Source organism: Williamsia sp. D3 (assembly GCF_000506245.1).
In the GTDB taxonomy this organism is placed as follows: Bacteria; Actinomycetota; Actinomycetes; order Mycobacteriales; family Mycobacteriaceae; genus Williamsia; species Williamsia muralis.
This window is the reverse complement of the sequence record NZ_AYTE01000014.1, coordinates 137,241-150,143: the sequence shown is the minus strand read 5'-3', so window position 1 is coordinate 150,143 and position 12,903 is coordinate 137,241. Positions and strand designations below refer to the sequence as shown.

Annotated in this window: 12 protein-coding genes and 2 pseudogenes; 12 read left to right on the top strand and 2 right to left on the bottom strand. The window is 62.5% G+C overall.

From position 1 onward, the window contains the following. Window positions 1–7 precede the first annotated feature (7 nt). Window positions 8–814 carry an amidohydrolase family protein gene (locus W823_RS39630; RefSeq protein ID WP_235189483.1) on the top strand — a complete coding sequence of 269 codons (807 nt, stop codon included), beginning with the start codon at window positions 8–10 and terminating at the stop codon, window positions 812–814. On the opposite strand, the gene W823_RS39625 is transcribed toward W823_RS39630, so the two are convergent. Further along, window positions 807–2,108, bottom strand: coding sequence for a DUF1214 domain-containing protein (locus W823_RS39625; protein ID WP_023956876.1), 1,302 nt, complete (start codon window positions 2,106–2,108; stop codon window positions 807–809). The genes W823_RS39630 and W823_RS39625 overlap by 8 nt on opposite strands. 92 nt (window positions 2,109–2,200) lie before the next feature. Between W823_RS39625 and W823_RS58755 the strand changes: the two genes are divergently transcribed. Together W823_RS58755 and W823_RS39615 are read left to right on the top strand one after the other, a co-directional pair. After that, entirely contained in the window at window positions 2,201–2,581 is a 381-nt protein-coding gene (locus W823_RS58755) for a YidH family protein (protein WP_023956874.1), read from the top strand. After that, window positions 2,578–2,964 carry a DUF202 domain-containing protein gene (locus tag W823_RS39615; RefSeq protein ID WP_081729692.1) on the top strand — a complete coding sequence of 129 codons (387 nt, stop codon included), beginning with the start codon at window positions 2,578–2,580 and terminating at the stop codon, window positions 2,962–2,964. Before W823_RS58755 ends, W823_RS39615 begins: the two co-directional genes overlap by 4 nt. 81 nt (window positions 2,965–3,045) lie before the next feature. Here W823_RS39615 and W823_RS39610 read toward each other — a convergent pair whose 3' ends face one another. Continuing rightward, window positions 3,046–4,086: an ABC transporter substrate-binding protein gene (locus tag W823_RS39610; protein WP_023956870.1), complete on the bottom strand. Its 1,041-nt coding sequence runs from the start codon at window positions 4,084–4,086 to the stop codon at window positions 3,046–3,048. 270 nt (window positions 4,087–4,356) lie between these two features. Here W823_RS39610 and W823_RS39605 point away from each other — a divergent pair, with 270 nt between their 5' ends. From W823_RS39605 to W823_RS39570, 9 genes and pseudogenes are all read left to right on the top strand, one after another. Further along, the gene (locus W823_RS39605; protein ID WP_023956868.1) at window positions 4,357–5,613 is read left to right on the top strand and encodes a DUF1254 domain-containing protein; all 1,257 of its coding nucleotides are present in this window, start codon (window positions 4,357–4,359) and stop codon (window positions 5,611–5,613) included. 46 nt (window positions 5,614–5,659) lie between these two features. Next, on the top strand, window positions 5,660–6,049 hold the full coding sequence (locus tag W823_RS39600; protein WP_023956862.1) for a hypothetical protein: 390 nt from the start codon (window positions 5,660–5,662) through the stop codon (window positions 6,047–6,049). 122 nt (window positions 6,050–6,171) lie between these two features. After that, window positions 6,172–6,555 carry an ACT domain-containing protein gene (locus W823_RS39595; protein WP_152538027.1) on the top strand — a complete coding sequence of 128 codons (384 nt, stop codon included), beginning with the start codon at window positions 6,172–6,174 and terminating at the stop codon, window positions 6,553–6,555. 50 nt (window positions 6,556–6,605) lie between these two features. Continuing rightward, entirely contained in the window at window positions 6,606–7,493 is an 888-nt protein-coding gene (locus W823_RS39590; RefSeq protein ID WP_023956857.1) for a DUF5996 family protein, read from the top strand. 218 nt (window positions 7,494–7,711) lie between these two features. Next, a complete protein-coding gene (locus W823_RS0128670; protein WP_031331899.1) occupies window positions 7,712–8,752 on the top strand; it encodes an extracellular solute-binding protein in 1,041 nt (346 codons plus the stop codon). Window positions 8,753–8,799: 47 nt separating this feature from the next. Continuing rightward, window positions 8,800–10,176 (top strand): FAD-binding protein, encoded by a 1,377-nt coding sequence (locus W823_RS39585; RefSeq protein ID WP_023956855.1) that lies wholly within the window; start codon window positions 8,800–8,802, stop codon window positions 10,174–10,176. A 100-nt stretch (window positions 10,177–10,276) separates the two neighbouring features. Then, entirely contained in the window at window positions 10,277–10,969 is a 693-nt protein-coding gene (locus tag W823_RS39580) for an alpha/beta fold hydrolase (RefSeq protein ID WP_023956853.1), read from the top strand. Between the two features lie 75 nt (window positions 10,970–11,044). Then, window positions 11,045–12,081, top strand: a pseudogene (locus W823_RS39575) (ABC transporter substrate-binding protein). Window positions 12,082–12,124: 43 nt separating this feature from the next. Beyond that, a pseudogene (locus tag W823_RS39570) lies at window positions 12,125–12,903 on the top strand (SDR family NAD(P)-dependent oxidoreductase).

Sequence of the window (12,903 nt, the reverse complement as noted above, 5' to 3'; positions counted from 1 at the left end):
ACGTGCCGTGGTCTTTGGCTTGCCGGTGAAGAAGAAGTGGTCGACTGCCGAACCTCTCAAGCCCAGTTACTACCTCGATGACAATGCGCCGTGTCACTACCATTCGCTGACCGACGTGCTCGTACTTGACTCTCTTGCGACTTTCGATGAGGCGCCCGGTTTCACTGTGGCGCCGCTCATCTGCGGTTTTGATCCGACAGACCGTTTGGCGGTCGACCATCTCGAAGCAGTGTGGGCCAGGTCTGACCGATGGGCAGGCATCGGGGAGGTGTTGCTTCGGCACGACGACCTGACCAACCTGACGCGGGGCGAAACCCCCGTCGCGGACCACCTGGCCATGGACAACGTCTTCGGTTTTTGCGCCGATAAGAAGGTTCCTATCTCGGTGCACCACGATTCCAGCTCGGCGGGGCGGCCATCTGAGCAGGAGTACGTCGAACCGTTCGAGAACGCGATACGGCGACACCGCACCACCCGCATCGTGTGGTGCCACGCGGGGGTCTCGCGTCGAGTGCATCCCGATGGCCAGATCGAGCTCGTCGAGAGGCTCTTGTCGCGGCACCACAATCTGACTGTTGAATTGTCGTGGGTTCTTCTTGATTCTGTGGTCCACGGCGACGGCGGCGTGCATCCCGACTGGCGCACCTTGATATGCAAGTTCGCTGACCGGATCGTTGTAGGTTCGGACAGCGTGGCCGACCCGAACACCATCTCGGATCGCGCTACGCAGATCGACCAGCTACTGAGGGCTCTTCCTGGGTCGGTCGCCCAAGCCGTTGCAACAGATACCGCTGGCGAATTGTGGTTCAGTTGACATTTTTCACCACTGGTGGGTTCCAGCCTGGGTTGGTCGGTCCGTACAGCCGCAACATGAGACGGAAATCGCCTGGGGGACAGGGAAGCCAATTGGATGAGCGCCCCTCTGAAGGTGCCTTGTTCTGGAGGTGGATCGTCAGTGATCCATCAGGACCGATCTGTAAGCCGGGGGTTCGATCGGTGATCGCGTAACGGCAGATCTCGTTCTCGTAGAGAAGACCTTTCGAGTGGTACACGGTCAGCGACCAGAAGAAGGCGGCGGGCGGGCGATCACCGTTGGCAAAGGTCAGTGTGTAGGCGTGGGCTCCATTGAGCTGGCTCTGGGTGTCGTCGACCTCGCACACCGGGTAGAGGGCTTCGGCCGCCGGGTTGATGAAGATCTGGGAGTATGCAACCGCCGCGCGAAGGAGATAGTTCTCTCCAAAGGCTGTACCAACGTCGTTGATTGCCCAGCCGTTGACGGCGCGGCCCAATGTCTTGACATGACTCGCGATGTCGCTCATCCCCTGCGCCAATCCGCTTGCGATCGAGTCGCGAGCCGGGGGGTCGGCCGTGTCCGTGATCGCTTCCTGTAGCCGATGATGGGCCGAAGCGACCCACGACGGGATGTCGTCAGCGGCAAGCCCGTCGATGGCGTGGCCTACGGAGTGGACGAAGGACTCGGGTTCGCTCACCTCGGCCTCACGATCACGACTCGCCAGGCGAACCGCATCCGCTGCCGTCTCCACGGGTGGGCTCGGTGGGCCGACTAGCTCGATCTCGTCTTGGAGACCCATGACGAGCGCCACGTCATCGGGATCGGATGGATCCACGAGTATCCGGATGGCCACCATGACAAAACGGGACCGGCATTCGATGATCTCACCGGCAGCCGAGTCGTGTGCGCCGGCGTTGTACCGCCGGATGAACAGACGCGGCAGCGTCGGTCCGACATTGCGTTGTCCGAGAACAGCTGTGGTGGATGAATCGGCTTCACCGATCTGCACGCTGTAGTACCGATCTGCGAAATCAGGGAGGCGAAGCTCGAACTCTCCCTGATCGAGATCCAGGAACGCCAGCGAGTAGAGCGTGTCGACGTTCGGTGCCACTCCCGCGGTCAGTGTGGGGTCCGAAAGTCGTCGTTGGTGGCCGAGGTTGTTGAGGCGGGCCCCAGCTGAGGTCGCAGGCCGGGGGGCCTCCGGGTCCAAAGGCAGAGTGAACCGCAGCCTGAGGCGTTGGGCAAACACCACCGGGAACCCCCAGATCTGCAGATCGCGAGCGACATCGGCCAGGGATGCTTGGTGTTGCTGCACTACTTCCCGCCTTCATAATTGAACTGAACTCAACTAGAGTATAGCGAGTGGGCCCGTGATGATCGGGGCCGTTCTACCGAGGTGGAGGCGACGTGCAATACGGGAAGAAAGGTGGCCAACAGAGACGATTCCCGCGGTGGGTGTACGAGCGGGGCAGTGAGCCGGATGCTCGATTCAGCCTCGCGAACGAACGAACCTACCTCGCTTGGATACGAACGTCCCTGGCGCTCATGGCGGCTGGGGTTGCGCTACAGGCGTTCGGGGTTGGCAGGGGATCGATTCCGAGTACCGCTGCGTCGGTGTTGATGATCGGCGCATCGATCCTGTTGCCACTGCAAGCGTGGTGGTCGTGGGCGCGAACCGAGAGCAGCTTGCGAAGTGAAGGTTCGCTGCCGTCGCCCCGGTTTGCTGCGCCGCTCGCATTGGTCCTGTCGGTCGCGGCTGTCCTCGTGCTGTGGTCGGTGCTGCTATGACGGACGCGCCAGAGCATTCACCGGCTGCCGAACGAGTGATGCTCCTTGATGGCGGGCTGCAGCTGGAGCGTACGGCGCTGTCGTGGCAGCGAACCAGTTGCGCGTTGGTTGTCATCGCGGTGGTCGGCATCAGATTCAGCGCGATGACCAACCAGTGGCTACTCGTCGCATTGGAAAGTGTCATCGCGCTCAGTGCCGCAGCGCTTTTCGTTCGCTGCATTTGCCGGCCGGCATCGACTCACCGAGACCTGGCCATATCGCAGACGGGCCGAGTTCATCTGACCCACAGTGCCGGGGTGCCCATGCTTATGCTGACCGTGATCGTGTCGATGATGGGGCTGACAGCGCTCGTCGTGGTGATGTCGATGAGCCCACTTCGGTGATCCAAGGCTTTCTTACCGCGAATACACTGTGCCGCCGCGTATCTCACGCGATGTGAGATACGCGGCGACCGGTCGTCGTGCTCAGCGAGTGAAGAGCTGCTCCCATTCCTGGGATTTCTTGTCGACGTACTGCGGCGTCAACTGGCCGGGATCGGGGGTCTGAATGGAATGTGCGTCCGCAGTCGCCCCGGGAATGCCCGGGAGGGCGGTCGCCACACCGATGGCTTGTGCGGTTTGACCCTCGCGGCTGACCATGAAGTCCGCAAGTACCTGTGCCGCGTTGGGATGTGTGGCGACGGAGGTCACGTGGCCGAAGAACGGTGTCCCCCATGAAGGCTTAGGAAGGGCCCAGTTGACGGGGGCGCCAGACGCGACCTCGCGTATCAGCGGTTGCACCATCGGGGCGACCACGATCTCGCCGGAGGTGAGCGCCTGTGCAACACCGAGTGCACTCGGGTAGATTCTCGGTTCGAGAGCCGCCAGCTTCTTCTCGTAGTCGGCGCCGAAGTTCTTGGTGTAAAAGTCGTAAAGGTCCACGTATGAGGCGATTCCGACGGGGTTGACGATTCCGATCTTGCCCGCATACTCGGGGTTCAGGACATCCGCGGGGTTCGACAAGCCCTCGGGAACCGTGTTGGTGTTCCAGCCCATGCCGAAGGTTGCCGCCACGTCGAGGAAGAACTTGCCGTTCTTGATGCTTGCGTCGGGCTGATACTCGGGATTGTCGAAGCTGGGCCCGCGAAGGTCCTGGGAGTAGGCGCCGGAGTCAGATGCCGCGGCAATCCAAGCCGTATCGGTGACGACATGAACGTCGGCAGTTCCCTTTCCTGTCCGGTTCTCGGTCTCGATGCGGGGGTTCAGATCTGCATCCGTTCCCCGGACGAACTCGAGCTTGATCTCTGGATACTGTTTGCTCCAAGCTTCTTTCAGACTCTCGAGTATCGCGATGTTCTGACTCGAGTAGAGCATCACGGAACCCTCCTTTTTCGCGGCGGCAACGACTTCGTCCCAATTGCCTTCGACCGACGCCGTGTTTCCCGAACCGCCCCCGCAAGCGGTGATCACCGTGCCCAGTACAAGGCTGCGCCCAAACAGGCCGCGCGTAGTCCACGTTTTGTTCATGGTCTGAGTTCTCCTTAGGTACTTGAACTGAGATCAGTTCACCACCTAAGATCGGGTGATGTCAATCACGTTGTATCGGCGGACGCATGGCGGCATGGCGACTCGGTTCGGGGAAGGGGGTTGCGCATCGTGAGTGACGAAGGCAGTGGATGTGGTCGTGCAGGTTTCGCCCGGTACCACCCCATGCGCGCGGCCCAGCTGGCCTCGTCTACTGCGAAAGATATTGTGCCGCTAAGCGACAAGTCGAAGACAGCTTTGGCTTCGTCGTTGATGCAGCTGGCAGTGATGTACGGGCTTCCGTCGGTGTACCAGTTCGCGAGCATGTGTGCAGCCTGCGCTCCAGAAGGAGGTCGCGGAGCCTGGAGACTCAACCTTCTCAACCACGAGCGCGACATCGCCGGCGCCGGGTACCAGCCGTTTCGGGTGCCGAACGTGGACACGCTGTACTCGAACGCCTGGATCGACCTCACCGACGGTCCGGTAGTGCTCGAGCTCCCCCGGTTCGACGGCCGTTACTACACCCTGAACTTTCTCGATGCGTACAGCAACGCAAGCAACATCAGCCACCGAACTCATCCGAACACCCCTCGACGGGTCCTCGTCGCAACCACGGACTGGGAGGGCCTGCCGCCCCATGGTGCGGAGGTCTTCCGGGTGGCAACACCAATGATGTGGCTACTGATGAGAATTCAGGTGTTCGGAAAGGCTGATCTGCCCGTCGTGCACGAACTGCAGGACTCGGTGACCATTTCCGGCGCGAGTGAGGAATCACGAACGTGGCCGGTGGTGTCTCAGCACGAGGTGGAGTCCGCCTGGAAACCGTTCTTGGTAGCGCTCGATGCATCGTTGCGCATCAACGGGGTCCCCGTCGAGGACTACAGCCTCGCGTCGCAGTTCCGGCTCCTGGGTGTCGGAGGCCAATTCGGTTGCGATCCGGAAACTTTGGACCCCGCAGTCGCGGAAGGTGCCCTGGATGGCTTTGCGAGCGCGATGACGATGATCGAACAGTCGCGCCCGCTACTGGGTAGGCGACTCCCGGTTGGTTGGACACGCGTACTCGACAAAGGTGCGCACGGCACCAACTTCCTTGCGCGCGCGGTCATGAACTTCGTGGGCCTGGGCGCAAACGTCGTCGAAGAGAATTGCTCCTACAACACCTACGTCGACTCCACCGGCGGGGCACTGGACGGATCGATTGGGGTCTACCGAATCGAGATCACAGAACCACCTCCGGCAAAAGCATTTTGGAGCATCACTCTCTACGAGGCAGACAGTGGGTGGCTCTATGACGCTCCGGAACACAAACATTCGGTTGGGTCCGCCACGGGCCATGGGGGAGCCGACCGCCTGCTATCGCGTGCGATCTACATCAGTAGGCAGCGACCGCCCGACGGAACCCACGAGGACTGGCTTCCCAGCCCTGCCGGCAAGTTCTTTCTGGTCTTGAGGATTTACCAGCCACGTGAAGAAGCCTTGTCAGAGGCGTGGACGCCGCCTCCAGTGCGTCCGGTTCAAATCTACTCATAGCGGACATCGCAACCCAGAGGACGGAAGTGAGTCCTACTCTGGTCCGATGCAGACGCGGTTTCGGCGTTGGAGACAACGGCGCCAACTCAACAAGCTCGGCCCACGCGCCGACATCGCGAGCCTGGCTCGCCCCTCGGTTCTCTCGGATGCGGTTCGCAGAGAGGCGGTTCAGGATTTCGTCTGGCAGGTCGAGATCAAACGTCGACTGACACAATCCCCGGGCACCCAGAAGCAGGTGGCGCGCGACCTCGGTATTCCTGTCGGATTGGTGAACCGGCTCGCACGCCGCCCATTCAGCATGACGATCACGGTGACCGTAGCCGCTGAGCCGGTCCCGGTGATCCTGGAACGCTCCGAACTCGAAGACGCCATGGGTAGCGCCGGCGCACTGGATGAGGCGATCGAAATCTGCACCCGTTACGACTCCGAGAGCTGACTCGGTAGGCCACTGTTTCAGCATCGGAGCGCCTCGAGGGTCGGCGCGCGATCGTCGAGAGTTCGTCGGTGTCGGACTTCTCGCGTCCACGCCGCCCTCAGGTGGTTGGTTACGGTGTTGTCGTGACGTCGTTGACCATTGACATAGTTCCGCAGCGCATCGCGCTACTCGACGGCGAGTTCAAGATCGAGCACACGCCGCCGGGTGTCGAAATGCCTGGTGCGCCTGACGGCCTGATGGTGGCAACGTCTCCTGAGGGGACAACACGGGTTCGCCGAGCTGAACCGGACGAGGCAGATCGCTGGCTCGCCTTCTACTCGGGTGGATCGGCACACGGGCTCGATGAGCCTGGGATGACGGTGTCGATTGCTGCGCCGCTGTCGGCGTCGGGTTGTCCGATCTTTGTTGTTTCCACGGCCGTCGCAGATGTTGTTCTGGTCCCGCGCGTTCATCTGGGCAATGCCTGCGCTGCACTCCGATCGGTCGGGCACATCGTCTCGGTGTAGACCTTCATCCCGGTTGCGCGAGTCGCGTGAGCCTCGGGAATCATGGGCCCATGAGCACCAGAGACGACTCTTGGCCCGCCCTGCCGGTGGACTCGTGGATCGACACCAGGGACACCGTTCAGTTGTGGACCCAGATCGTCGGTAAGACCCGGATGGCTCTCGGGCCGGAACTCAACCACTGGTGGGGCGTCGCGCTGTACGTGGACGCGCGCGGACTCACCACGTCGCTGATGGTCGTCGGCAACCGCGGCCTCGAGATTCGCTTCGACTTCATCGAGCACGAGTTGCTGTTCCTGGTCACCGACGGCAGCACCCGCCGGATGAAGCTCGAACCGCGGACCGTCGCCGACTTCTACGCCGAGTACATCGGTCACCTCGACGCTCTCGGTTTCGACGTCAAGCTGGTCGGCACCCCCGTCGAACTGCCTGATGCGACTCCGTTCGCTGAGGACACCGTGCATGCGTCGTACGACGCGGACGCCATGTCTCGCTTCTGGCGGTCCCTGGTCAGTGCGCATGGTGTCTTGTCGAGGTTCCGTGGTGAGTTTCGGGGAAAGTCGTCACCTGTCCATTTCTTTTGGGGTGCATTCGATCTCGCCGTCACACGGTTCTCGGGACGACCGGCCCCCAGGCATCCTGGCGGCATTCCGAACTGCCCCGACTGGGTCATGCACGAGGCTTACAGTGACGAGGTCTCGAGCGCAGGCTACTGGCCCGGTGGTGCCGAGGAAGGCGTCTTCTACGCCTACGCGTACCCCCACCCCGACGGATACGACACCCATCCGGCCGTCGAAGCTCCTGCGTCCTGGGACGCCGCGCTGGGGGAGTACGTGCTTCCGTACCACCTCGTGCGTCAGTCACCCGATCCCGAAGCCATGGTTCTGAAGTTCCTCGAGCAAACCCATCAGGCGGCCACGGAAACGGCGGGCTGGACGTAGCGGGTGATCGGTCTGCAGCCCTCCTGGTCCTGAGCAGTGCACTCCCTCCGGTTTGAGCCACTCCCTCCGACTGCAACCGGAGGAAGTACACGAAGCCGGAGGGGATACCGCCGCGCCACCCTGCGCCCAGATTGCCGGAACCCGATGAGTGATTGACATCACCTCAAGCACGGCCCTAAGCTCCTGAACCAAGATCGGTTCAGTTTCCGACGAAGGGTATGACCTTGAGAACACTCAAAGTGGTGGCTGTCGCGTTGGGCGCGACGCTGACCATGTTCGCCTCGGCTTGTGGCGGCTCGTCTCCATCCGGACCTGTTGAAGGGAATTGGGACGAGGTCGTCGCCGCGGCGAAGGAGGAGGGATCGGTGGTGCTCTATTCGACACAGCATCCCGAGAACCTCGAGAAGCTCAAAGTCGCTTTCCAGCAAAAGTATCCGGACATCGCCCTGGAGTTCGTGCGTGGCACCGACGTGGAGATGAACCCGCGTGTGGAGACCGAGAATCGGACCGGCAAAGGGACCGCGGATGTCCACATGGTGTCGGATCCGGCGTGGATCACCAATGCGGCCGACTCGGGTTCGTACTCCACCGAGATCGTGGGACCGGCATTCGACAATCCGGAGTACGAACGAGACCGGAGCGTCATCAACGACCGCTTCTTCTTGACGAGCGCAGCAGTCTTCGCACTTGGCTGGAACACCAATGCGCTGCCGGGCGGCCTCGCATCTCCGGACGATCTGTTCGACCCGGTGCTCAAAGGACGGATCGGCGTGGTCAACCCCGCCGGCTTTGCGGCCGTGGTCGACGAGTATCAGTTCTTCGAGAAGAATTGGGGGCCGGATGATTTCAACCAGCGACTCGCTCAGATGGATCCTCGGGTGTACCCGAGCGCACTGGGTATCGCGCAGGCCTTGAGTTCAGGCGAGATCTCTGCCACGCCGATGGTCCAGCCGCTGTTGCGCGAGGTGGCTGCCGGTGCGCCGGTGAACTGGGCGCTGCCCGATCCCGCGTGGGGCACACCCTGGTACTCGCACGTGCTCTCGTCGGCGCCGCACCCCAATGCCGCCCAGGTGCTGGCGGACTTCATGGTGACGGTCGAGGGGCAGACGGCGCTGTCATTCGGTTACGGCAGTGCTCTGCCAGACATACCCGACTCGGTGGCACGGGCCCAGGACATCCCTCTCCCCGACATCGCGGCACTGTCGCCGGAAAAGATCGCCCAGTTCCAGGAGCAGTGGGAAAAATCATTCCTCGGCTAGTGCGCACCTAGGTTCCCACATGAGCTTCACCGGAAGGACTTTGATCGATGCCAGGGACCTCTTGTGACCTGCTGGTGATCGGCGCGGGGATGGCAGGGCTGACCGCGGCGGCCAGAGTCGCCCTCGCGGGAAAGTCGGTGACTGTCGTTGAAGTCGGTGACGACGTCGGTGGATCGGCCAGGTTTGCCGGTTACGCCTGGACCGCGCCCGACCGAGAGGTCATGGCGCGACACAATCCGCATGGCGATCCGGCTTTGCGTGAAGCACTCGTCGACGGATTCGCCGGGGGCGTCGACTGGATCCGCTCCGTCGGCGTGACGGTCGGTCCAGCGCAACCGATTCTCGGTTTCGGTCAGGGGCACAAGTTCGACACCAATCACTACCTCGACACGTGTAAACGGCTTGTGCTCGAGAACAGGGGGAAACTGTTGCTGCGCACCGAGACCGAGGAGCTGCTGACCGAGGGGGGCCAGGTCGTGGGCATACGAGTGCGCGGTCCAGGCGGCGCAGCGGACATTCGGACGAAGAACACGCTGCTGGCCACCGGTGGGTTCCAGGGCAGCAAAGACCTCCTGGCAAGGTATGTCCACCCGGAGGCCGGCAGTATGCCGCTGAGATCAAACCCCAACAGTGTTGGCGCCGGCCTGCGTCTGGCGCAGCAGATCGGCGCCGCAACGGGTGCCGACGGCGCGGGGTTCTACGGACATCTGATCCCGGCCGGTGTCGAGTTCAGAGACTCCGGCGACTTCGTTGACCTGTCGTTGTATTACAGCGAACACGCTCTGTTGTTCAACACTGCCGGCCACCGTTTCGTCGACGAGACCCTGGGCGACCACCTCACGACGATGGCCCTGCTGGAACAACCGGGCGGCCGTGGTCTGCTCGTTGCCGATGCCCGGGTCCACCGGGAGTGGATGGTGGCCTCGTACGTGGAGGGCGCCGTGGCCGTCGACAAGTTCACCTTGGCGAGCAAGCGTGGTGGTCGTGTGGGTGTGGCCGAGGACCTGTCGGAATTCGAGTACCTGCCCGACGAGTGGGGTTACGACGGTCTGGCCATCGCCGAGCAGATCGCCGACTTCAATAACCGAGCCAGGAACCAAGACCCTCTGATCCCCGGCAGATCGCACCACGCACTGCCTCTCGACGAACCGCCGTACTACCTGATCGAGGCGGCACCGGCGATCACGTTCCCTTTCTACGGGGTGAATATCGACGCCCGGGCTCGTGTGCTCGACCCGAGCGGCACACCTGTCGGTGGGCTGCTCGCAGCCGGTTCGGATACGGGGGGTCTGTGGAACCGCGCTTACGCGGGTGGTCTGGCCACGGCACTCGTGTTCGGGCTTGCGGCTGGTGAGACCGTGCTGGCGTCACCGGGATCAGTGACCCAGCCGAGTACGTGCTGGTCAGACGACCGCAGAAACTGAAGTGTATTCAGTTCAAATAAAATCTCGCCGGTGATTGACATCACAGCGCAAGCAGTTTAAGTTCAAACTGACATCAGTTCAGTTTGGTGAAAGGCAAGTAATGTCCTTCCTCTTGGTGCACGGCGCAGGTATGAGCGCGACGTGCTGGGACCGCCTCGCCCCACTGCTTGCGGGGCGCGTTGTCGCCGTTGATCTACCCGGTCGTGGCACACGCGCCGACCAGGATCTCCGCGCGGTGACCCTCGACGACTGCGCGGCAGCGATCATCGACGACGTCCGCAACGCCGACCTGGAGGACATCACCGTCGTCGCACACTCGTTCGCCGGCGTCTCCGTCCCGCGAGTCCTCGCGCAGTTGGCCGACAGGATCAGGCATGTCGTCTTCTTGTCGGCGGTGGTGCCCGCCGACGGGACGCGTGTGATCGACGGCATCGATCCCGGTGTGCGCGAGGCGGTTCAGCAATCCATCGATGGGGGCCTGTACCAGCAGAACCCGGCAGCTGTGCCGGGGATGCTGTGCAACGACATGACCGAGGAGCAGACGGAGTGGACGCTTGCCCAACTGGTGGACGATGCGGCCGCATTGCTCTCCGAGCCGGTTGACCTCTCTGGTCTGAAAGTAGACGTGCCACGAACTTACATCCGGCTGTCCCGGGACGCCTGCTACACCCCAGAGCTTCAAGCCAGGTCGGCGGCTCTGGTGGGAGGACAGACCTTGTACCTCGAGTCGGGCCACATGGCGATGATCTCCATTCCGGAGGTACTCGCGAAGACGCTGAATCACATCGGCTGACAACCAGTTCGACTGCTCGACCTCCATCAGTGGGAACCTCGCTCGAGAGGTCCGGAAGAGAAAGCATTGTTAACAATGAGACCCATCTCGAAAGCGATTGCGGCAGTTGCCATAGCAGCGTCCACGTTCGGTCTGGCCGCGTGCGGGGGTAGCTCGTCTTCCTCCGGTCCCGTGGAGGGTAGCTGGGACGACGTCGTCGCGGCCGCCAACAAGGAGGGCAGCGTGATGCTGTACTCCAGCCAGAAGCCGGCGAACCTCGAGGCGCTCAAAGCGGCGTTCAATTCGAAATACCCGGACATAGCAATGGATTTCGTTCGCGGTACCGACGCGGAGATCAATCCGCGAATCGAGACCGAGAACAAGACCGGAAAGGGCATCGCGACGTACACATGCTCACCGACGCCGCGTGGATTCAGAACGCGGCCGACTCGGGCTCGTACTCGGCCGATCTCGTCGGCCCCGCACTGGACGCGCCGGCATACGAACCGGACAAGAGTGTCATCAACGACCGGTTCTTCCTCACCAGCGCAGCCGTGTTCGCCCTCGGCTGGAACACAGGCGCGGTACCCGGAGGGCTCAATACACCGCAGGACATCTTGAACCCGGCATACAAGGGAAAGATCGGCATCGTCAATCCGACCGGGATCGCTTCGTACGTCGACCTTTATCGCTACTACGCCAAGACCTACGGCGAAGACTACTGGGAGCAGCTCGCTGCACTTGAGCCTCGTGTGTACCCCAGCGCGCTCGGTGTGGCGCAGGCGTTGACTTCAGGCGAAGTCGTGGTCTCTCCGTCGGTGCAACCACTGGTCACCGAAGTCGAGGCCGGCGCACCCGTCAACTGGAAGCTTCCCCCGACCCCTTGGGGCACACCCTGGTACAGCCAGGTCGTCGGCGTCGCACCCCATCCGAACGCTGCGCAGGTACTCGCCGACTTCATGGTCACCACGGAGGGTCAGACAGCGCTGAACCCGGGCTACGCCGCTGCGCTGCCGGACATCCCTGGCGCGGTGGCCAGAGCGCAGGACATCGCGTCGCCAGACATTGCCGAGCTGACACCCGAGAAGGTCGAGCAATACTCCGAAGAATGGCAAAAGCTCTTCCAGAGCTGACCCAACACCGCACGAACCCCCGATTCCGAGTCGAAAGGACGCCATGAACAGCTCGTCACCACAGTTCCGCGGGACCAACGTGTTGATCACCGGCGCGTCGAAAGGGATCGGGGGTGCGTGTGCCCGGGAGTTCGCGCGGCGAGGGGCAACCGTCTGGCTGTCCGACGTCGACGACGCGGCGGGCCGGGATCTGGCCGACGAATTGGGCGCCGACGCCCACTACCTCCATCTCGACGTGACCTCAGAAATCGATTGGGCTACAGCGACTGCCGAGATATCGCGTCAGGCGCCCCTTGATGTCCTGGTCAACAGCGCCGGCGCGGCAATGAAGGCCCCGCTGGCAGAAACCTCGCTTGACCAGTTTCGCGTGATGATCGATCTCAACTTGATCGGCACATTCCTGGGGATCAAGGCAGCCGCCTCGGCGATGTCGCAAGGCGGCTCCATCATCAACCTCGCATCGCTGCGCGGCGTACTCGCGACCGCCGAACTCGGGGCCTACGGTGCGTCGAAATTCGGTGTCCGCGCCCTGACCAAGGTGGCAGCGCTCGAACTCGCAGACCGCGGGATCCGGGTCAACGCAGTATGCCCGGGCAGTATCGACACCGCGATCACGTCTCGGCGGGCTTGGCGGCCGACGACGTGGAGGCTTACGTGAAAAGCATCCCGATGCAACGCCGCGGCACTCCTGCCGAAGTCGCGAAGGTCATCGCGTTCCTGGCCGGAGACGACAGCAGTTACGTCACCGGCACCGACATGCTCGTGGATGGTGGCACCGCCGCCGGTGTCCGCACTCCGAAGAAATCAACGCAGAAGGTATGA